Annotated in this window: 19 protein-coding genes, 1 tRNA gene and 3 pseudogenes; 16 read left to right on the forward strand and 7 right to left on the reverse strand. The window is 38.1% G+C overall.

Annotated elements, in window-relative coordinates:
* Window positions 1-15 precede the first annotated feature (15 nt).
* The 5 genes and pseudogenes from ABLC00_RS06180 (at window position 16) to ABLC00_RS06200 (ending at window position 4078) form a co-directional block, all read left to right on the forward strand.
* Window positions 16-339 (forward strand): hypothetical protein, encoded by a 324-nt coding sequence (locus ABLC00_RS06180; RefSeq protein WP_004709761.1) that lies wholly within the window; start codon window positions 16-18, stop codon window positions 337-339.
* Window positions 340-685: 346 nt separating this feature from the next.
* The gene (locus tag ABLC00_RS06185; RefSeq protein WP_033846173.1) at window positions 686-1447 is read left to right on the forward strand and encodes a membrane protein; all 762 of its coding nucleotides are present in this window, start codon (window positions 686-688) and stop codon (window positions 1445-1447) included.
* Between the two features lie 354 nt (window positions 1448-1801).
* Window positions 1802-1957: pseudogene (locus ABLC00_RS06190) on the forward strand (putative peptidoglycan-binding domain-containing protein); the annotation flags it as partial.
* Between the two features lie 515 nt (window positions 1958-2472).
* Complete coding sequence (locus tag ABLC00_RS06195; RefSeq protein WP_033846171.1) at window positions 2473-3066, forward strand: DUF4142 domain-containing protein; 594 nt, start codon at window positions 2473-2475, stop codon at window positions 3064-3066.
* A gap of 382 nt (window positions 3067-3448) precedes the next feature.
* Window positions 3449-4078, forward strand: coding sequence for a glycine zipper (locus ABLC00_RS06200; RefSeq protein ID WP_033846170.1), 630 nt, complete (start codon window positions 3449-3451; stop codon window positions 4076-4078).
* A gap of 159 nt (window positions 4079-4237) precedes the next feature.
* On the opposite strand, the pseudogene ABLC00_RS06205 reads toward ABLC00_RS06200, so the two are convergent.
* From ABLC00_RS06205 to cysS, 3 genes and pseudogenes are all read right to left on the reverse strand, one after another.
* Window positions 4238-4505, reverse strand: a pseudogene (locus ABLC00_RS06205) (site-specific integrase); the annotation flags it as partial.
* A 127-nt stretch (window positions 4506-4632) separates the two neighbouring features.
* Window positions 4633-4708, reverse strand: a tRNA-Gly gene (locus ABLC00_RS06210).
* Window positions 4709-4771: 63 nt separating this feature from the next.
* A complete protein-coding gene (gene cysS, locus ABLC00_RS06215) occupies window positions 4772-6193 on the reverse strand; it encodes a cysteine--tRNA ligase (RefSeq protein WP_348941228.1) in 1422 nt (473 codons plus the stop codon).
* 214 nt (window positions 6194-6407) lie between these two features.
* On the opposite strand from cysS, the gene ABLC00_RS06220 reads away from it, so the two are divergent.
* From ABLC00_RS06220 to ABLC00_RS06270, 11 genes and pseudogenes are all read left to right on the forward strand, one after another.
* Window positions 6408-7385 carry an SIS domain-containing protein gene (locus tag ABLC00_RS06220; protein WP_002051059.1) on the forward strand — a complete coding sequence of 326 codons (978 nt, stop codon included), beginning with the start codon at window positions 6408-6410 and terminating at the stop codon, window positions 7383-7385.
* A gap of 3 nt (window positions 7386-7388) precedes the next feature.
* Complete coding sequence (locus tag ABLC00_RS06225) at window positions 7389-7928, forward strand: HAD family hydrolase (RefSeq protein WP_004709751.1); 540 nt, start codon at window positions 7389-7391, stop codon at window positions 7926-7928.
* A gap of 37 nt (window positions 7929-7965) precedes the next feature.
* Window positions 7966-8514 carry an LPS export ABC transporter periplasmic protein LptC gene (gene lptC / locus ABLC00_RS06230; RefSeq protein WP_002051045.1) on the forward strand — a complete coding sequence of 183 codons (549 nt, stop codon included), beginning with the start codon at window positions 7966-7968 and terminating at the stop codon, window positions 8512-8514.
* Window positions 8498-9046: a lipopolysaccharide transport periplasmic protein LptA gene (gene lptA, locus ABLC00_RS06235; RefSeq protein ID WP_002051027.1), complete on the forward strand. Its 549-nt coding sequence runs from the start codon at window positions 8498-8500 to the stop codon at window positions 9044-9046. Before lptC ends, lptA begins: the two co-directional genes overlap by 17 nt.
* Window positions 9046-9792 (forward strand): LPS export ABC transporter ATP-binding protein, encoded by a 747-nt coding sequence (gene lptB / locus ABLC00_RS06240; protein WP_002051056.1) that lies wholly within the window; start codon window positions 9046-9048, stop codon window positions 9790-9792. Before lptA ends, lptB begins: the two co-directional genes overlap by 1 nt.
* A gap of 273 nt (window positions 9793-10065) precedes the next feature.
* Window positions 10066-11532: pseudogene (locus tag ABLC00_RS06245) on the forward strand (TolC family protein).
* The gene (locus tag ABLC00_RS06250; protein WP_002051058.1) at window positions 11529-13664 is read left to right on the forward strand and encodes a type I secretion system permease/ATPase; all 2136 of its coding nucleotides are present in this window, start codon (window positions 11529-11531) and stop codon (window positions 13662-13664) included. Before ABLC00_RS06245 ends, ABLC00_RS06250 begins: the two are co-directional and overlap by 4 nt.
* A gap of 3 nt (window positions 13665-13667) precedes the next feature.
* Entirely contained in the window at window positions 13668-14858 is a 1191-nt protein-coding gene (locus ABLC00_RS06255) for an HlyD family type I secretion periplasmic adaptor subunit (RefSeq protein WP_002051055.1), read from the forward strand.
* A gap of 93 nt (window positions 14859-14951) precedes the next feature.
* On the forward strand, window positions 14952-15551 hold the full coding sequence (locus ABLC00_RS06260; RefSeq protein WP_004709741.1) for a YigZ family protein: 600 nt from the start codon (window positions 14952-14954) through the stop codon (window positions 15549-15551).
* A complete protein-coding gene (locus tag ABLC00_RS06265; RefSeq protein ID WP_017393719.1) occupies window positions 15544-16155 on the forward strand; it encodes a chloramphenicol acetyltransferase CAT in 612 nt (203 codons plus the stop codon). The genes ABLC00_RS06260 and ABLC00_RS06265 overlap by 8 nt, the downstream gene beginning before the upstream one ends.
* Before the next feature lie 155 nt (window positions 16156-16310).
* Window positions 16311-17153 carry a universal stress protein gene (locus ABLC00_RS06270; RefSeq protein ID WP_002051066.1) on the forward strand — a complete coding sequence of 281 codons (843 nt, stop codon included), beginning with the start codon at window positions 16311-16313 and terminating at the stop codon, window positions 17151-17153.
* A 116-nt stretch (window positions 17154-17269) separates the two neighbouring features.
* Here ABLC00_RS06270 and ABLC00_RS06275 read toward each other — a convergent pair whose 3' ends face one another.
* The 4 genes from ABLC00_RS06275 to ABLC00_RS06290 form a co-directional block, all read right to left on the reverse strand.
* Window positions 17270-17938, reverse strand: a complete 669-nt coding sequence (locus ABLC00_RS06275) for an O-methyltransferase (protein ID WP_033846168.1) — start codon at window positions 17936-17938, stop codon at window positions 17270-17272.
* Between the two features lie 139 nt (window positions 17939-18077).
* Entirely contained in the window at window positions 18078-18800 is a 723-nt protein-coding gene (locus ABLC00_RS06280; protein WP_174876286.1) for a D-Ala-D-Ala carboxypeptidase family metallohydrolase, read from the reverse strand.
* A 132-nt stretch (window positions 18801-18932) separates the two neighbouring features.
* Window positions 18933-19256: a ferredoxin FdxA gene (fdxA, locus tag ABLC00_RS06285; RefSeq protein ID WP_002051033.1), complete on the reverse strand. Its 324-nt coding sequence runs from the start codon at window positions 19254-19256 to the stop codon at window positions 18933-18935.
* Between the two features lie 345 nt (window positions 19257-19601).
* On the reverse strand, window positions 19602-20132 hold the full coding sequence (locus ABLC00_RS06290; RefSeq protein WP_033846269.1) for a GNAT family N-acetyltransferase: 531 nt from the start codon (window positions 20130-20132) through the stop codon (window positions 19602-19604).
* Window positions 20133-20146 lie beyond the last annotated feature (14 nt).

Below are 20146 nucleotides of genomic sequence, written 5' to 3' on the forward strand. Positions count from 1 at the left end.
AATTAAGGTGAGATTATGAAATTTATATTCCTCTTTATGAGCGCGATCACTCTTCCATGCTATGCTGCATCTGAAACTATGGAAACGCATTATTGTTATCTTGTGAAAAATGCTGCAAAAGGTGTTATGGATGCGAGACAACATGATGTACCAGTGATTGAACTACAAGAGATTGCTAGTCATCTTGAAGAAGCAGAGGCAAAAGAGCTTTATCAACAAATTATAGATACAGCGTATTCTTCTAAGTTATTTGAAGATCCTTTAACCAAAACAAAAGCTGTTGAAGACTTTCAAATGATATGGCATGAAAAATGTTTAGCGAAGAGTTCTATAAGCTGAGCTATATAAGTAAATAAGACCTGCTCATGGAGTAGGTTTTTTATTTAATTCAAGAAAATAACAATAAAAGTATTAGAAAATAAAAACTATAGATGAAGTGAAATGTTATAAAAATGACTACCAAACTTGAGAGTAATAAAGAACAACTTAATATTTATGACATTAAGTTGAAAAAGTTTGTATAACAAAGTGTTTGCAACAAATTAAGAACTCAACCTTTCAATTAACAGGTCAAAGTATTCATTATTGGGGAACTTTGTAATTTATTTTTACTCTTAATTTCAGGTTAAGGCTTGATCTTTTAGATATTGGCCAATCGGTGAGTATGTTTGGAGAACATACAGTGATGAGTCATGAAAGTTTATCTAAAAGTTTAAGTAAAGTTCCAGAAGTTACGTTACTGTTCTGGATCATTAAAATTGCTGCTACCACTTTAGGTGAAACTGCTGGAGATGCGCTATCTATGTCCCTTAATTTGGGATATGTAATTAGTACAGTTATTTTCGCAGTGATATTTGCAGTTTTTGTTGGCTTGCAAATTAAAGCCAAAAAATACAATTCATTTTTTTATTGGGCGACCATTATTGCCACGACCACATTAGGAACAACAATTGCCGACTTTGTTGACCGAACTTTAGGTGTGGGTTATGCAGGCGGAAGTTTAATATTGCTTATTTTATTAGGTCTCTCTTTGTTTGTCTGGTATTTAAGCTGCGGCACAATTTCGGTAAAAAGTATTCAATCTGCTAAAAGTGAAGCCTTCTATTGGCTAACCATTATGTTCTCTCAAACATTGGGAACAGCATTAGGTGATTGGACTGCGGATACTCAAGGGTTAGGGTATACCAGCGCTGCTTTAATTTTTGGTACTTTATTACTGGTATTAGCGATCTGCTATTTCTATACCAAAATCTCAAGAACATTATTATTCTGGTTGGCCTTTGTTCTTACTCGACCGCTCGGAGCGGTTTTAGGTGATTTCCTCGATAAACCTATCGCGCATGGTGGATTAGAGCTAAGCAGATTTAGCGCATCTTTTGTTTTGTTGGCTTTTATTGTGGTCTGTTTAATGGTCTTTAAACCTAAAGCAGCAGAGACATCACATTAACTTAACTATTAAAAGAGGCTGCATTATTCTGTTGGAGGATGTGGTCTTTTTTTATTTGAGTGCAAAAGGTTAAATGAAATCTTGTTAACATTTTATTTTGGATGTAAAAAAGCCCTTGCTCGAAAGCTAAGGGCTTAGTCATTCATTGATCTAGCAATGAACTATATAAGGCTCATCTCATACTGAGGCCAGTATATATGAAATTGAGTCAATAAAGAAGGTGATGTATAGCATCTTGAAGAGCAACCAAGCCAAACAACTTTATCAAGAGCTTATCAAACCTCATGTTCTTCAAAGCTATTCGAAGGCTCTCTCATTAAGTCCAACGCTATCGAAAATTTCCAAACCACAACACTGGCTAAGCGCGGTAAAGAAGGAGAGAAGGTATTAGTTCGAATTCTTAATATCATGCAAGGCCAACGTTACATTGAAATCTGTGAACGAAATCCTACCCAAGAGCAATTCTTTTATGGTTGGATCGCTAACCGCGTTTCACTATGGAGTTTCTGATTTCGCTGTGTATTCTACTTTCAGGTTGCACAGCTCATACGATATCTACAAAAGTGCATGTCATTGTTTGTGTGCAGTGTGTGAATTAAAGCCTTTAGGAAAATGCTTTTTTATAGATGGGCGAATAAGTTAAATTGGTTTAAATTTTCTTTAAAATATATTTAATTTTAGCTTTAGTATCTATAAGTTAATATAAAGAGCTTTATTGTTATTTTCGTAAAAATAAAAATTAAAAATTGTTTTTAAGCTAATGTTTTTTAAAATTATATATATTTTATATTTACATTAATAAGATTGGATACAGAGGCATGATTTATTATTAAATTTATATCATCTACTTTAAATAAGCTATTTACCCTTTGCGAAGAATATTCAACGAGCGGTATAAATATGGTTGAGTGAAATAATGAATAAATAACCCCAACCTTGAATTTACAAGTAGGGATATAGATTGGAAATGTGAAAAAGCTACCCATAGGTAGAAATACTCATAAATTAAGTTAAAGGATATTGGTATGAAAGCTATTTTAACGAAGAAAATTATTAGCTGTATCGCAATTAGTGGTGTTTTAAGCTTCAGTGCATTTGAGATTATGGCAGCGAATCAACAAACTATAAATGATGGTAAGAATCACTCTAAAATATTAAATGAAAACCATGAAAATTTGACTGATAGTCAAATTTTCAAGATATTAAGTACAGCTAATAATGGTGAAATTAAGCAGGCAAAAACTGCATTGCCAAAACTAAAAATGGATGAAGCTAAGAAATATGCTGAAATGATGATTAAAGAACATTCAGCCAATGAAAAAAATGCACAAGCGTTGGCAAGTCGGTTACAGTTGATTTCACAAACCAGTAATCTTAGTGAATCATTGCAAAATGATAGTGATAAAATTGTTAGTAAGCTTAATCAAGTAACATCAGATACTGATAAAAATTACATGATGAGTCAAGTTAAAGTTCACCGTAAAGTTTTGACGATAATTGATAAGCAGTTAATACCAAACACGAAAAATTCTGAATTAAAAAATATGCTCGTACAAACACGTGATGTTGTTGCGAAACACCTAAAAGCAGCTGAAGATATATTTAAAAAGATAAAATAATATACAATTGGTATCTTTAAAAAATACATTTAAAAAGCCTAGTATTAATTAACTAGGCTTTTTTAAATTGCATATACATAAAATCATAATTTCCTTCAGAGCAGTGTAAAACTAGAATGTTATGGGTAATGTTTAATCTAGCGAAATATAATGATTATGGGATAAAGAATGATATAATTGTGAAGACTATTTGAATAAGAATTTTTATTGATGAGAAATACTTTTTATTAATTAATAACATCTCCTTACTTAATAGGGGTATTTGTGAAACATAGCTAAACTAAAGGTGAATTATAATAATTGTCAAGCATATTTCAAAAGTTCTTTTAATATTCTAGCTCTTTTGAAAGATACTAGATTTTAAAATATAGGGAGTAAGAAAATGGTAAATACAAAACAATCAAATTCAATTGGTAATCATACGACTCAAAAAGAGCCATCTTCTAATGGTAATGTATCAAATAGCAAACCATTACAAGACATTTCAACCACACTTGATAATGCCCGTCCAGATTTAAACTCTCCACCGACTAATAACAATCATGTACCCGATATGAATGAAGGTGGAGAGAATTTGGTTGCTACAGGTGCAGGAACCTTGGGAGGAGCGGCGGTAGGTGCTGCATTTGGTGTTGCTGGCGGCCCTCCAGGTGCTGTTGTTGGGGGGATTATTGGTGGTGTGGTAGGGGCAATAGCAGGTAATGATATAGCTCAAACAAATAATCAAAAAGATGATAGTAATGACTGGCAAGAAGAAGATAATTATTGGCGAGAAAACTATAAAAAAATGCCATATTATACTGAAAATAAGAATCTAGAATATGATCGTGATTATCGGGCGGCTTATCGTTTAGGTTATGAAAATCGTGTAGATAATAATGCAGGAATTAATTTTTCCGAGGTTGAATCTAAATTGAAAACTAAATGGGAACAAGTTAAAGGCAGTTCACGTTTACAGTGGGAGGAAGCTAAATTTGCTGTAGAAGATGGATTGAAAAAAATTCATCCTTAAGTCATTTAATACTTAGAAAGTCTCCTCAATGGGGGAGACTTTGCGATAATATACTTTTAAGCTAATTTTTAATTTTAAGCCAATTTTTAATTTCAATATCAATAAAAACTTAATGATGGGTTTAATCATAAAATATTAATTATATTTTCATTATTCTTTTTTCTTTAGGCATTTAAGTATTTGAACAATTAAGCGGGCACTCTTCATTTTTCTGCCTTCTTCTTGATAGTACTGTTCAAAAAGGGCATAGAAGGAGATATGGATTTTTTCAGGCTCAGGATTAGCATATTCAGATTGTAATTCTAATAATTTTTTAGCGGCGCATTGTTCACACTCACTCGCTGTATCTCGAGTAGGCGTATAACGTTTGCCTAGATAACGAACAGTGATGCGCCACGCCGTCCCCGCGTTTAACTGGCTTTTGCATAATAACACTCCAAATTTCATGGTACTGCAATGGAAATATAAAGCGTTTTTTTAATGCGAATTTTGAATTGACCAATAGACAATAAAAAAACCACCTAATTCTTTCGAATTAAGTGGTTTTTAAATTTTGGAGCGGGAAACGAGACTCGAACTCGCGACCCCAACCTTGGCAAGGTTATGCTCTACCAACTGAGCTATTCCCGCAATGTGAGCACATTATAGAGTGTTTCATTAAACTGTCAACACTCTTGTGATCTAATTGAACGTTTAATCAGCACGACGCCAAACTGTACCTTGACGGGTGTCTTCGAGAACTACACCTTGCTCAAGTAAAGACTGACGAATAGCATCTGCCTTCGCAAAGTCTTTAGCTTTTTTAGCATCAACACGTTGTTGAATAAAATCTTCAATTTCAGCATCAGACAAAGCAAGCGCTTCTTGTCCAATATCTGATTTTAAGAAATCATCTACATTGTGTTGTACCAAACCTAAAATGTTGGTGAGGTAACGTAATGTCGAATAAAGCACAGTCGCTTGGTCAGCTTGCTCTTCTTTTACAGCACGGTTTAACTCTTTGTTGAGTTCAAACAATACAGCCATTGCTTCGGCAGTGTTGAAATCGTCACACATGGCGTTGTTAAAACGTTCAATAAAGCCTTGATCAAGCGTTTCAGTTGTCGTTTGACCATATACTTGTTGATAAGCTTTAAATGAATGGTAGAAACGAGTTAAAGAAGTTTTTGCTTCTTTAAGCGCTACATCAGAGAAGTTCACTGGGCTACGGTAGTGTGAAGACACAATAAAATAGCGGATCACTTCAGGGTGGAACTTCTCCATCACGTCACGAATCGTAAAGAAGTTGCCTAAAGACTTAGACATCTTTTCGCCATCAACGTTAATAAAGCCAACATGCATCCAGTAATTCACATACTGCTCACCAGTTGAGGCTTCACTTTGTGCAATTTCATTTTCATGGTGTGGGAACATTAAATCTGAACCACCACCATGAATGTCAAAGTGGTTACCTAGGCAGCAAGTTGACATTGCAGAACATTCGATGTGCCAACCCGGACGGCCATTACCCCAAGGGGATGCCCAAGACGGTTCATTTTCTTTGGCACGTTTCCAAAGCACAAAGTCAAAAGGATGTTTCTTTTCAACTTCTACATCGACACGCTCACTCGCGCCAGCTTGCATGTCATCAAGCTTACGACCAGAGAGGCGACCATACTTTTCAAATTTGGTGACTTCAAAATAAACATCGCCGTTTGAAGCAGGGTAAGCAGCGCCTTTATTGACCAGATTGCCAATCATGTTTTGCATCTGGTCGATATATTCAGTCGCTTTCGGTGCTTCATCTGGCGCTAAACAGCCTATGTTCGCTGCATCTTCATTCATAGCGTCGATGAAACGAGTGGTGAGCTGTTGAATCGTTTCACCATTTTCATTCGCACGTTTGATGATTTTGTCGTCAATGTCGGTAATGTTGCGAATGTAGCGAACTTTCCAGCCTTGACTACGCAAGAAACGGATAATGTAGTCAAATGCAACCATAACTCGAGCATGCCCGATATGACAGTAGTCGTAAACGGTCATACCGCAGACGTACATATCGATGTGACCTTCTTTGCGAGGTACAAATTCAACTTTTTTTCGTTGCTCAGAGTTATATAAAACAAACGGTTGCATAAGGGTTTTCAAACACTCAACAAAAATAGTGTTACATCATAACTGATGCATCATTTTTAACAAAGTTTTATGCATGAATTTTATAAGCTTGTGAAATCTTATACATTTAAAAACGTGTAACTGATTGAGTTATGCTAGAATGCCCCCAAATCTTTTGATTAAAATCACCGATCTCAATTAAGAGATCAGATCAATTATTTTGAGTCAAACTCGTATGCCTAATCCTACAGATTTCCAAAGCAGTGCATTAGCTACATTGCGTATTGAGCAACAAGCCATAGATGTATTAGCAACACAAATTGATGACCGTTTTAACCGTGCTTGCGAAGTACTGTTGCAGTGTAAAGGTCGTGTTGTGATTACAGGTATGGGTAAATCTGGGCATATTGGTCGAAAAATGGCGGCAACATTTGCCTCTACAGGTACGCCGTCTTTCTTTATGCATCCTGGTGAAGCGGGCCATGGCGATTTAGGTATGCTGGTTCGCGGTGATGTACTTATTGCAATTTCCAACTCAGGAAAAAGCGATGAAATCATGATGCTTATGCCGCTTATTAAACATCTCGGCGTACCGATGATTACGATTAGTCGTGATGATAAAGGTCCAATGCCGCAAAATGCTGATATCGCTTTAACTCTAGGTGAGTCGGATGAAGCTTGCCCTTTAGGCTTGGCTCCTACTTCAAGTACGACAGCGACTTTGGTTTTAGGCGATGCTTTAGCGGTTGCTTTGCTTGAAGCACGCGGTTTTACTGCTGATGATTTTGCACGTTCGCATCCAGCAGGGGCATTAGGTAAGCGTTTACTTTTACATGTAAAACATTTAATGCATACAGGTGACGAGTTACCAAAAGTTTCACCTGAGACTCCAATGAATCAAGTGCTTTACGAGATTTCAAATAAGCGTTTAGGTTTAACGACAATTGTTGATGAACAAGACCACTTGCTTGGTATTTTTACAGATGGAGACTTACGTCGTCTCATTGATAAACAGCAAGGGTTTGATGTGAATTTACCTGTGTCTGAGGTCATGACCAAAAAACCGTCAACTATTTCTCAAGAAGCACGTGCTGTAGAAGCGTTACAACAACTTAACCAGAAAAAAATCAGTCAGTTTGTAGTGGTCGACGACCAAAATAAAGTGATTGGTGTAATTAGTATGCATGATCTTATTCAGGCAGGGGTGAATTAATCCATGGCATCGTATGCATTGTTAGAACAAGCACGTCATTTGCAGGCATTGGTTCTGGATGTTGATGGTATTTTAAGTGATGGCTTTGTGACGTTAACCAACACGGGTGATGAAATTAAATCATTCGATATTCGTGATGGTTTGGGTATGAAACTTGCGCAACAAGCGGGTATGAAAGTCATCATTATTACTGGCCGAAAAAGTAATATCGTCGATAAACGTATGTCTGATTTAGGTGTTGATTTAGTTTTTCAAGGCCGTGAAGACAAAGGCTCAGCACTTCGTGAAGCTTGTGCACAGTTTAATATTTTGCCTTCAGATTGCTTATATATGGGCGATGATTGGCCGGATCTTTCAGCATTTGCGATTGCAGGAATGAGTGTTACCGTTCCAAATGGACATGAAGAAGTACGCCGCCGTGCGCACTTAGTGACCCAAGCAATGGGTGGTCGTGGAGCTGTTCGTGAAGTCTGTGATATGTTGCTGATCGCAAAAGGCATTTACCAAGAACTTCTTGAAAAATATCTTGCAGTACCGCATTAATAACAAGATTACTTAAAAAGGTAGGCTATTCCTGCTCATGGATACCAGAGTTTTATATATTGTTGCTGTAGTAGTTGCTGCTGTGAGTGGTGGTTATTACTACTATAGTGGCAAGGCAAAAAAACTGGACATTGGTTCGGCGAAGAATATGACGTATTCGGCGCAGGGCGTCCATTTGACTCAAACTGATGACAAAGGCAATTTGTATATTCGTGCTGAAGTTCGTCAGCTTGAGCAGGATATGCAACAAAAAACGTCAAAGTTGGATCAACTTAACGCCTCTATGTATAAATTAGGTAAAGTTGATGCAACATTCTTTGCTAAACAAGCTTATGGATATGATGATAATCAAAAGGTTGTGTTATCGGGCGATGTGGTCGCAACCAAGATTGCACCTCAAGGAACCATTGAGTTCCAAACCGATGAACTAACAGGTTATCCAAAAACCAGAGACATTGAAACAAACCATCAAGTGGTTGTTCAGTCTCCACAAGGCGAGTTTGTGAGTAAAGGATTAAAAGGCAATTTGAATAACGGTCAGTACGAATTTTTTAATATTCGAGGAAAGTATGCACCAAAGTCTTAATTTAAAACGTTCTTCAGCTTTCCTAAAACAAGCTGCGGTAATTACATTCGTTGCTTTATCATCTGCTTCGACTTTTGCTTTGCCGTCTGACCGTAATCAACAAATTTCATTGGTCGCAGACCGTGCAACTTATAATGACAAAACTGGTTTGACCACTTACACGGGTAATGTTGTGATTGAGCAAGGTACGATGAAGCTTCAAGCTGACTCAATTGTTGCCAATCTAAACTCGAAACGTGAAATTCAAGTGATTACTGCCAAAGGCCGACCAGCTAAGTTCCAACAGCAAATCAATGCCAATAAAGGTGTTGCACGTGGTGAAGGACAAACGATTGTCTATAATGCAGATACAGGCATTATTACTCTGTCTGGCGGCGCATACTTATACCAAGATGGTTCAAGTATTCGTGGTAATTCTCTGAAATATAGTATGAATAAAGGTGATGTTGAAGCTCAAGGTTCTTCTTCAAACCGTGTACAAATTATTATTCCACCTTCAAGTTCTAAAAGTTTCCCAGGAGCGCGTGACTAATGCAGCAAGCTCTTCAACAACCGCAAACTTTGTGTATTAAGCACTTAGCCAAAAACTATAGTAAGCGTTGGGTTGTCAAAGACGTCTCTTTTAGTATGCAAAGTGGACAGATTGTTGGTTTGCTTGGTCCTAACGGTGCCGGAAAAACGACCAGTTTCTATATGGTCGTTGGGCTTGTGCGTATGGATAAGGGCGAGATTCATCTTGATGACCTCGATATGTCAGATCTAGCGATGCATGAGCGTGCGCGTAAAGGTATTGGTTATTTGCCTCAAGAAGCTTCTATCTTTAGAAAGTTGACGATTGCTGAAAATATTATGTCGATCTTGGAGACGCGTAAAGACTTGAATAAGCAACAACGTCAACAACGTCTTCATGAGTTGTTAAACGACTTTAAAATTAGTCATATTAAAGATTCATTAGGAATGAGTGTATCGGGTGGTGAACGCCGCCGTGCGGAAATTGCGCGTGCTTTGGCAGCAGATCCTAAATTTATGCTATTGGATGAGCCATTTGCGGGTGTCGATCCAATTTCAGTGGGCGATATTAAAGATATTATCCAAACACTAAAAGATCGTGGTATTGGTGTACTCATTACCGATCACAACGTTCGTGAAACTTTGGCAATCTGTGAACGTGCTTATATTGTAAGTGAAGGCTCGGTAATTGCTGAAGGCACACCACAAGAAATTTTAGACAATGAACAGGTACGTAAAGTCTATTTGGGTGATGATTTTACAGTTTAATTAAAGTCATTAATCTAATTGGTTAAAAAGAGGTCAAGGCCTCTTTTTTGTTTTTTGATGTTTTATAAATAAAAACAATTACATATACCACTCATTTAATAAAAAAATAATGTGTGATTTATTCGACCAATTATGCTGTTTTCGTTGAAAAACTATGTAGAATGGAGATGCTTTTAAACGATAACAAACAAGATCAACAAGATAAGCATGATTGGATATAACCAGAAAAGAGTGAAAGGGAAATGTAGAAAGCAGGCTTTCCTGAAAGGGCTGATGCTTTTAAGTACACTACATGTTCCTGTTGTGATATACGCTGCTAAACCAAGTGAGCAATACCACACCCTGAAAGAAAACTTGTCACAACTTTTTGTCCCTAAAAGTAGTGATGATTTTAAAGTTGCCAAGATGCACGAGCTTAGTAATTTCAAGCTAGATCGTTCTATTGTGCAGGAATTTCCAACTGTTCAACTTAATGATAAGTCGGCTTCATCTTTTTCCAACTTGCCATCTCGAACGATGACATTGCAAGATGCGGTAAAAATTGCCATTCAGCGTAGTCCAGATATTTCACAATCTATTGCAACTTTAGCAGGTCAAAATTCAGGAGTTGACGTTGCTAAAGCCGGTTACTATCCCCAGCTGGCTGGAGGAATTTCAACTGGTGATTTAAGCACTGGCGAGCGTGGTAGGCAGCTACTCACTTTAAGTGCTACTCAAATGCTCTATGACTTTGGTAAGGTCAAATCAGGTGTGAATGTTGAACAGGCTAAAGTTCAGGTTGAACAAGCGAACGTTTTAGTCAGTGTTGATACTCTAGCTTTGGATGTTGCACAAACTATTGTGAATATTCAGCGTTATCTTCAACTTAATAAAATTGCTGAGCAGTAAATTGCCGGTATTCAACGCATTCAAGACATTGCTAATCTACGAGCAAACGCTGGTGTCGCGAGTCAGGCAGATCCAATTCAGGCGCAATCATACTTACAAGCAGCGCAGTCGACCTTAATTGCGCAGCAATCATTGTTACGTCAATATCAACAGCATTTAAGAACGTTACTCGGCGCAGATGTTACTCGCACTGGTTGGATTATTTCCGAAGACCTTGTGAAGCAATCTGACCTTTATGGTGAGCCTGAGTTTAATACTATTCCTAAAATGATTGCCGCACAGGCAAGTGTAGAGGTTGCTAAAGCACAAAAATAACAAACCCGTTTAACACGTTATCCGACCTTAGCTGTTAAAGGCTCGGTCAGTCAGGCGATTAATGGTAAAAATCCAAATAATGATAAGGATGATGGCTTATATAGTTCAGTCATGTTGGAAGCAACAAGTCAGTTTTATCAAGGCGGTGCAACCGCTTCACAAGTAAAAATGGCAAGTTATGCTGAAGAAGCGGCTAAATCTAAAGTCAATTCCGTTTATCTGGATGTGCTGGATCAAATTAGAACAAGTCGTGAACAAATTGAAAATAAACAACGTCAAATGCAGGTTTTGGCAAGTCGCCAAGCAACGACGGTTCGTACACGTGAACTCTACCAAGAGCAATATAAGCTCGGTACCCGTTCACTGGTCGATTTATTAAATGCTGAACAAGCCATTCATAGTGCCAACTCAGAACTCGAATCAGCACGTTATGACATTTATAACAGCATTGTTCAATACATTGCAGCAACAGGACGTTCCCGCCAAGCCTATGGCTTAAATAATATTTCAATTCAGGGGTTCGAAGTACAACCATGATGACAAAAATAAATTACCAGCCTTGGTTACAGGCGGTCTTAACTATTGCCAAACACTACCGAATCGAACCGTCAGAAGAAAGAATTCGTTTACAACTCGACTGGAACCAAAACCAGAATCTAGATGATGTCTTGCAATTAATGACGCGTCAGGTCGGTCTTAATCTTCGTAAAGCACCATTTTCTTTAGACTTATTAAACCCATGGCGTTTACCCGTTATGGTGGAGTTTAATGATGGACAAGTCGGTGTAATCGATAAAGCAGATACGCAAGGCAATGTGAGTATTCAGTTTAGTGGAGATCAAGGTCTTTCACAAAACTTATCTTTAGACGTTCTAAAAACGACACTTAAAAATGTCTATATTTTACGCCCTGAAACGTCTATTCCAGATGCCCGTATTGATGAATATATCAAGCCATACGAAGCCAACTGGTTCTGGTCCATCGTTTTAAGAGACTGGAAACGGTATATCGATATTATGTTTGCCTCTTTAATTGCCAATATTTTGGCATTGGCAACCATTATTTTCTCAATGCAAGTCTATGACCGTGTTGTGCCATCTCAGTCAATCCCAACCTTATGGGTGCTGGCAGGTGGGGTACTCATTGCGGCTCTTTTCGAGTTTACCTTACGCGTTTCGAGAGTGTATTTATCCGATATTATTGGTAAGCGTGCCGACTTGCGTGTCTCAGACCGTGTATTTGGCCATGCTTTACGTATCAAAAATAAAGACCGCTCTAAATCTACCGGTAGTTTTATTTCCCAGATTCGTGAACTCGAAGGTGTTCGTGAGTTGGTAACCTCAACTACTATTAGTGCAATTGCCGATTTCCCATTCTTTTTCTTGTTCCTGATTATCTTTGCGATTATTGGAGGAAAATTATTCTGGGTTATGTTGCTTGTTGTGCCGCTTATGATTTTGCCGGGTGTTCTGGTACAAAAGAAATTGGCTCAACTTGCACAAGAAGGTATGAGAGAGTCTTCAATTCGTAACGCAATACTTGTAGAAGCAGTACAGGGTATTGAAGACATCAAGTTATTACGTGCTGAATCACGTTTCCAAAACCAATGGAACCACATGAATGAAGTTTCAGCCGACATTGGTATGAGACAGCGTAAAATTGTGGGTACTTTAATGGCTTGGACCCAAATGGTTCAGGGCTTAACTTACGCTATTGTGGTGTTAGTGGGCTGTTTTGCGGTAATGGATGGGGAAATGACCACGGGTGCGCTCGTTGCGTGTTCAATTCTTTCTTCACGTATGTTGGCACCGATTGCCCAAATTACAGGGGTATTAGGTCGTTTACAGCAAGCAAAAGTTGCTAAACAAAGTCTTGATGAACTCATGCAACGCCCAATTGATCAGGCTGATCGTGCACATTTGGTTCATAAAGCTGTTTTAAACGGTAATTACGAATTAAAAAATGTCATGTTCCAATACGGGGATGATGACCCAAAACCAAGTCTGGCAATTCGCCATCTGCAAATTCGTGCGGGTGAAAAGATTGCAATTTTAGGTCGTAATGGAGCAGGTAAATCGACATTACTTCAACTCTTATCTGGCATGCAATCTCCGACTCAAGGTGCTGTGCATCTGGACGGTTTAGATCTGTCTTTAATTGACCCATCCGATGTACGTCGTGATATGGGATTACTCAACCAGAATGCTCATTTATTTTACGGAACAATCCGTGAAAACCTGACCTTAGGTGCACCACTTGCAACCGATGAGGATATTCTTCGTGCTTTGGTCGTGACAGGCGCATTACCTTTCATTCAAGAGAAAAAAGAAGGGCTGGATCACCTCATTTTAGAAGGTGGTGTCGGTTTCTCTGGTGGTCAAAAACAAGCTTTATTACTTGCACGTTTATTAATACGTCAACCGAATATTCTATTACTCGATGAACCAACAGCAGCCATTGATGATGTTGCCGAGAAGCAACTCATTGATCATCTTAAAGGATGGTTGGCGCATCGCACATTGATTGTGGCAACACACCGCCGCGCTGTTTTAGAACTGGTCGATCGTATTATTGTCGTGAATGAGGGCAAGATCGTGATGGATGGACCAAGAGATCAAGTACTTAATCAATCAACAGCCCAACAAAAACAAGTAAGCCAAGGGGGATAATTCATGAGCGAACAACAACAAGAACTCACCCGTTCAATGAATGTATCTTATAGTGAACCACCATTACCACGTGCCAGTTTGGTCATTTGGATTGTGGGAATTGGACTCGTTATTTTCTTTATTTGGGCATGGTTTTTCCAATTAGAAGAAGTGTCTACAGGTACAGGTAAAGTCATTCCATCATCTAAAGAACAGGTTATTCAGTCTTTAGAAGGCGGTATTTTAACTAAATTAAATGTACAAGAAGGTGACATTGTTCAAAAAGGACAAATCCTTGCTCAGTTGGACCCGACTCGTTTTGCTTCGAATGTAGGTGAATCAAGATCTTTATTAATTGCAGCTCAGGCAACAGCGGCACGTTTGCGTGCAGAAGTGAATGGTACACCGTTGGTTTTTCCTGAAATTGTAGCGAAAGATCCGAAGCTTGTACGCGAAGAGACTGCTTTATATGAGTCTCGCAGAGCTGATTTACAGCAAACGCTTTCTGGCTTGAAGCAAGCATTACAGTTGGTTCAACAAGAATTAGCGATGACTGAACCTTTAGTTGCCAAAGGCGCTGCCAGTGAGGTTGAGGTTTTACGTTTACGCCGTGAAGCAAATGATTTGCAAAATAAAATGAACGATGCACGTAACCAATATTACGTTAAAGCACGTGAAGAGTTATCTAAAGCAAATACTGACACTCAAACTCAACAACAGGTCGTGATGGGCCGTAATGACAGTTTAGAGCGTGCCGTATTTAGAGCACCTGTACGCGGTGTTGTAAAAGAAATTACAGTAACAACTCATGGTGGTGTCGTTCCGCAAAATGGTAAGTTAATGACGATTGTTCCAATTGATGAACAGTTACTGATTGAAGCTCGCATTTTGCCACGTGACATTGCATTCATTCGCCCTGGTCAGGAAGCTTTAGTAAAAATTACAGCTTATGATTATTCAATTTATGGTGGTTTAAAAGGTAAAGTTACCGTTATTTCTCCAGACACGATTCGTGATGAAGTTAAACAGGATCAATTCTATTATCGCGTTTATATCCGAACTGATACAGACAAGCTCTACAATAAACAAGGTAAGGCTTTTGGTATTACACCGGGTATGGTGGCAACGGTAGATATTCGTACTGGTGAGAAAACAGTACTCGATTACTTGCTTAAACCATTTAATAAAGCGAAAGAAGCATTACGAGAAAGATAACAGAAGAAGCCCCGAAATTCGGGGCTTTTTTTATAGGTTCGCTTCTATTAAATTCACGTTATAATTTGATTTTTATTATGCTTTATTTAATTTATGGCTTTTACGATTGCAGCACCGGTTACATTTGAAGAAGAAATTAAAAAAAGTAGATTTCAGGCTATTGCTGCGCCAGTAGAAAATGAACAGCAAGTGAAAGAATTTTTAGAATTAAATAAAGATATATCGACTACCCATCAATGTTGGGCGTGGAAAATTGGGCATAACGTTCGCTTTAATGATGATGGTGAGCCATCTGGTACAGCAGGGCGTCCAATTCTGGCAACTATTGAAGGCAACGACTTAACTAATATTATCGTCATGGTGAACCGCTGGTATGGGGGTATAAAACTGGGAACTGGTGGTTTAGTACGGGCCTATGGCGGTTGTGCTGGGCAATCCTTATTGTTAGCTGAGCGAATTGAACTTATTGAAAAGAAGACCATTCACTTTTCTTGTCATTTTAATGAATGGGCTATTTTTCAATATGAGCTTACACAGCAGCAAATTGATTTTCAGGAAACCTATACTGCAACAGGGGTAGATATTGAAGCTAGATTACAAATCCACCAGATTGAGCCACTTGCTTTAAAGCTCCGTGATGTCACTCGTGGCCGAGAAGAATTAAAAGTTGAGGAGGAGTTAGCAGATGACTGATTCTTTACTCAAATACCGTGAGCAACATAAGCACCGTTTAAATTATATGCCATGGTTATATTGGACTTTAAAGCCCAAACACCGTGCCTGGGCAGAAGAATGGCAAAAAGAATATCAGGCTTATTTAATGGATATGGAAACAGTCGAGATCGGGGAGAACTGTTTTATTTCACCGTTAGCCCATATTTTTGCCGAGCCGGGTCGGAAAATTAAGATTGGTGACAATTGTTTTATCGCGGCAGATTGTAGTTTACATGGACCGCTTGAGATTGGTAACGAAGTCGCTATTAACCACCACTGTATTTTAGATGGTGGCCGAGCTGGTATAAAACTACACGATCAAGTTCGTATTGCTGCTTATTGTCATCTATATGCCTTTGACCATGGTATGCAACTAGACCGTCCGCTATATCAACAGCCTGTTCGTTCACAGGGAATCGAAATTGAAAAAGATGTTTGGTTAGGCGCGCATGTGGGAATTAAAGACGGAATTAAAATTGGTAAACATGCTGTAGTTGGTATGAATAGTATGGTGACAAAAGATGTGAAGCCGTACCATATAGTGGGTGGAAACCCAGCAAAATTTATCCGTTTAAGAGAATAATACAGTCTTAAGAATGTAATAAAATGTTTGATCTTTAAACAAAAAAGTGGATTTTAATACATAAACCTTAACATACGGATTTTTATCTATGTTAAGTTAAAGCTAAGTTATAGAAAAATCTCCAAGGCAAATAGACCTGAAGAAGAGAGGCAAAAATGAACCGTGTTATTGCGTGTATTGACTCATCACCTTGTATTAATGCTATTGCAGATGCAGCGGCTTGGGTTGCGAAAGCAACTGGACGAGAGCTTGTGTTATTACAAATTCTAGATTACTACCCAGCAAGTTATCACTTAGGTGAAATAAGTGGTGTAATCGGCTTTGAAAGCAATGCAATGTTGCTTAAAGAGTTGGCTGAATTAGAGCAAAAACAAAGTGAACTCGCTTTGGATTACAGCAATAACTTACTCAGACATATCTCTGACCTAATTAAAGAAAAACACGGAATTACATGCTCCAAAATTCAGGAAAAAGGGGATTTTCTAGAGCAAAGTTTCAATCTCTTGCATGAAAACGATATTGTTATTTTAGGGCGAGTGGGCGAAAGAGCTGCCGAAAAGCATAAACCAATTGGTAGCAATGTCGAAAACTTCATTCGGGGCGCAAATTGCACGGTTCTGACTATTGGTGAAAACTTCAAAGTACCGACACGTTTTATATTTGCTTATGAATATTCTCCTACCTGTCAAAAAATGATGCGCCGTATTGCACAAAGTGATTTATTACGGACTTTACAGTGCCATTTAGTGTATGTGGGCGATCATCCTGAAATATTGAATGAACCAGAACATTTCCTTAAAGAAGCCGGCCTAGATGTCGTCACCGTTTACCGATATGGTGATGTTGCCCAGAATATTCTTGAGTACCAACAAGAACACGGTATTCAGATTATTGTGCTCGGTGCTTTTAGCCATAGCAAAATTCATCAGTTCTTCTTGGGAAGTATTGCAACGACCATATTCCGAAACGCGACTGTGCCATTACTTGTGGCTAAATGATGAGATCAGCATATAGTTATCCGCAAATCTTGTGGATAACTATATGGAAAAGCAAGGGTAATAAAAGTAATTATTTGATTATAAATAACAAAATGGAAAAGATGATTTTTTGATCACTATTTGACAATTGCAATCGCGAAGCCGTCATGACCTTTTGAGCCAACCGTTTGTAAAGCTGTACAAGACAGAATTTGCGGATGGTTTTCTAAAGCTTTAAAGGTTTCACGAATACCTTCAATACTCGGTTTTTTGTTTTCAGGATTCAAAATATCGCCCGCACGGATGACGTTGTCTAGCACGATAATCGTACCTGATTTTGAGAACTTAAAGCTGAGTTCTAAATATTCCGGATAACCCTGTTTATCTGCATCAATGAAAATAAAATCGAAAGGCTCAATCGACTGTGGATCTATCGCTGAAAGTATATCGGCAGCACGGCCAGCTTTTAGTTCAACTTTTACAGGAAGATTCGCATGGTCGATATTTTTTTGAGCCATTTCTGCATGGGTATCGCGACCTTCAATGGTAAGCAAATAGCCATCTTCAGGCAGGGCACGTCCTAGCCAAATCGTACTGTAGGCAGCAAAAGTTCCAATTTCTAAAACTCGCTTACACTTATTCATCTGAATAAGCATTTGTAAAAACATGCCTTGGTTTGGAGCAACTGCAAGATGATTTGAAAAGCCGTGTTCGTCGGTATTTTTTAATGCAAAGTCGAGTCGAGGATCTTCGGGAATTAAATGTGAGTCGATATATTCGTCAATGTCTGTCCACAACTGCTGCATAGTCAAATTTACCTGTATATTGATAGGCGTATTTTAAACGTTTATGACTAGAGTGCAAAAATCTTCGGATTAAGAAATTTTGGTTGATTATAGAATGAACAAATCCCCTTAAACTGAAGCGCACAAGGGGATTTATATTTTAGAAATTACACATAGAAGTATTACGGGTTAGGTCAGGTCCCCAAGTACGATAGCCTTGAGTATCAATATGGATTTGTCCTGAACTATATAAACCAATACCTAAGTTTAAACTTTGGCCATGTTGGGCCCAGAACTGACACAATTTAAACTTGGTATTTTCAATAAACGCATAGTCTTGCGGTTGTGGAACTTCTGGTCCAATACGGAAATCGATGGCAGAGTTAAACAAATGTTTAGAAGAACTTGCACCACCAGCACATTGGTTTAAAGGTAAGTCACGATAAACCGAAGTCACTTCAAAGTCGGTTAAAACTTTTGCAGCAATTAAATATTTAAAGACGCGTAAGGTCGATAAAGAGTTATTCCAAAGTTCACGGTTTGGAACAGCATATTCTGAACTGCCACATTTTTGCCAATCGCGAGCTGATCTTAATAATTCAAAACTTGGTACGATGCCAGCAACATCATGACGCGCTAGAAATTTTTCGTATTCGCGTACACGTTCATAATGATCGCCAGTATTTAACCAAGCACGATAAGAAGCAGGCTCAACTTTAGGTGGAATTGGACGTTCGATAATAACGCGTTCTTGAGGAATAAAGATGCGTTTACCACTTGGAGAGGTTTTGCCTGTTGTTGTGTGTTGGGGAGAGCTGGCGCAACCTACCATAACCGCAGGGATTATGCATAGGGGCAGCAGACTCTGCAAAAACTTCCGCATAAGAAAAATCAAAAGCTTAATAAATATTGCGCCTATTTTAATGCAAAACAGTGCACAAATTACGAGGAATTTGCAATGAAATGTTTGAATAGGGTATAAAAAAGATCAGCGGTTGCTGATCTTTTTTTGAAATTATTTTTCTAGATACTGTAACTTATCTGGTTTGCCGTTCCATTCTTCACGGTCAGCAGGTTGATCGCCAATTTGAGTAATGTTAGGCCATTTTTGAGAAAGTTCAGCATTTAACTCAATAAATACTTCCTGACCTTCTGGTAACTCATCTTCAGAGAAAATTGCATTTGCAGGGCATTCTGGTTCACATAATGCGCAGTCAATACATTCATCCGGATTAATCACTAGGAAATTCGGACCTTCGTAAAAACAGTCTACAGGACAAACTTCTACGCAATCTTGGTATTTACATTTAATACAATTTTCAGTGACAACAAAGGTCATGGCGACAGCTACCTAAAAAATATGGTTTCATTTCGAATAGCTTATTTTAGGCAAAAAAGGGGTAAACAAACAATTGCTTTTATTGATATTGTTTATTTATACATATGAAGATAAGTTAAAACTTTGATATTCAAAGGAATGTTCTGGTCTTAAGATTGGTCAGATTGTAAAATTGAGATAAAAATATATTTTTAAAAACAAAAGGTTAAATAAATTTTTTCTGATGGGTTTAAATGTCATTTGGGTCAAGGTATCTATTTGATTAGATACCTTAAATCCGACTCTTGCGTTTAAATTCTGCTTTTATGCTGCATTTATAGCTAAAAAATCCTTAAATTATGGGTCTTAAAGCATACAAAGCAAATGAATGTCTTCTGGTTCTAACTCCCATAATTCCCGATCTGGGTGTTTTAATACTGTCGCACCATGTTTTATATAAAAGTCTACTGTACGTTTACTTGGCGTGGCTGAAATATAAAGTTGAAGGGCACCTAGTTGCTTGGCCGATTCTTTTGCCGCTTGCATCAGCTTTGCGCCAATACCTTGGCCTTGTTGATCGGCATCGACATAAAAATATTGCAGTAATTTAGCATTGGGATAATCAGCAATGTGTTGATTAGATACGACACTAATGCCCACTAGCTGTTCAGCCGTATTAAAAGCCCCTACAAATGAAGCACCTTGTTGATAGAGTTCTTTTAATTTTGATGGGTCATTTTCTAAATGATAGGCATCCCAATTTTCAACATCATAAAAACAATCTGTTAATTCGAGTTGATCTTGTTTTTGTATGTAGAGTTGGGTAATCAGTTCACGTCGACTAATTTGTTGCCAAATTAAATCGATCTCTTTGTATTGTAGTGGCCTTAAGAAAATAGAAATTTTATTCT

Source organism: Acinetobacter nosocomialis (genome assembly GCF_041021905.1).
GTDB lineage: Bacteria > Pseudomonadota > Gammaproteobacteria > Pseudomonadales > Moraxellaceae > Acinetobacter > Acinetobacter nosocomialis.

Excerpts from the sequence above, each read along its gene's own strand:
- ABLC00_RS06185 (WP_033846173.1), top strand. The coding sequence starts at position 686 with ATGAGTCATGAAAGTTTATCTAAAAGTTTAAGTAAAGTTCCAGAAGTT.
- ABLC00_RS06255 (WP_002051055.1), top strand. The coding sequence starts at position 13,668 with ATGAGCGAACAACAACAAGAACTCACCCGTTCAATGAATGTATCTTAT.
- cysS (WP_348941228.1), bottom strand. The coding sequence starts at position 6,193 with ATGCAACCGTTTGTTTTATATAACTCTGAGCAACGAAAAAAAGTTGAA.
- ABLC00_RS06220 (WP_002051059.1), top strand. The coding sequence starts at position 6,408 with ATGCCTAATCCTACAGATTTCCAAAGCAGTGCATTAGCTACATTGCGT.
- ABLC00_RS06225 (WP_004709751.1), top strand. The coding sequence starts at position 7,389 with ATGGCATCGTATGCATTGTTAGAACAAGCACGTCATTTGCAGGCATTG.
- ABLC00_RS06250 (WP_002051058.1), top strand. The coding sequence starts at position 11,529 with ATGATGACAAAAATAAATTACCAGCCTTGGTTACAGGCGGTCTTAACT.
- ABLC00_RS06180 (WP_004709761.1), top strand. The coding sequence starts at position 16 with ATGAAATTTATATTCCTCTTTATGAGCGCGATCACTCTTCCATGCTAT.
- lptC (WP_002051045.1), top strand. The coding sequence starts at position 7,966 with ATGGATACCAGAGTTTTATATATTGTTGCTGTAGTAGTTGCTGCTGTG.
- ABLC00_RS06195 (WP_033846171.1), top strand. The coding sequence starts at position 2,473 with ATGAAAGCTATTTTAACGAAGAAAATTATTAGCTGTATCGCAATTAGT.
- ABLC00_RS06280 (WP_174876286.1), bottom strand. The coding sequence starts at position 18,800 with ATGCGGAAGTTTTTGCAGAGTCTGCTGCCCCTATGCATAATCCCTGCG.
- ABLC00_RS06265 (WP_017393719.1), top strand. The coding sequence starts at position 15,544 with ATGACTGATTCTTTACTCAAATACCGTGAGCAACATAAGCACCGTTTA.
- ABLC00_RS06270 (WP_002051066.1), top strand. The coding sequence starts at position 16,311 with ATGAACCGTGTTATTGCGTGTATTGACTCATCACCTTGTATTAATGCT.
- lptA (WP_002051027.1), top strand. The coding sequence starts at position 8,498 with ATGCACCAAAGTCTTAATTTAAAACGTTCTTCAGCTTTCCTAAAACAA.
- lptB (WP_002051056.1), top strand. The coding sequence starts at position 9,046 with ATGCAGCAAGCTCTTCAACAACCGCAAACTTTGTGTATTAAGCACTTA.
- ABLC00_RS06275 (WP_033846168.1), bottom strand. The coding sequence starts at position 17,938 with ATGCAGCAGTTGTGGACAGACATTGACGAATATATCGACTCACATTTA.
- fdxA (WP_002051033.1), bottom strand. The coding sequence starts at position 19,256 with ATGACCTTTGTTGTCACTGAAAATTGTATTAAATGTAAATACCAAGAT.
- ABLC00_RS06200 (WP_033846170.1), top strand. The coding sequence starts at position 3,449 with ATGGTAAATACAAAACAATCAAATTCAATTGGTAATCATACGACTCAA.
- ABLC00_RS06260 (WP_004709741.1), top strand. The coding sequence starts at position 14,952 with ATGGCTTTTACGATTGCAGCACCGGTTACATTTGAAGAAGAAATTAAA.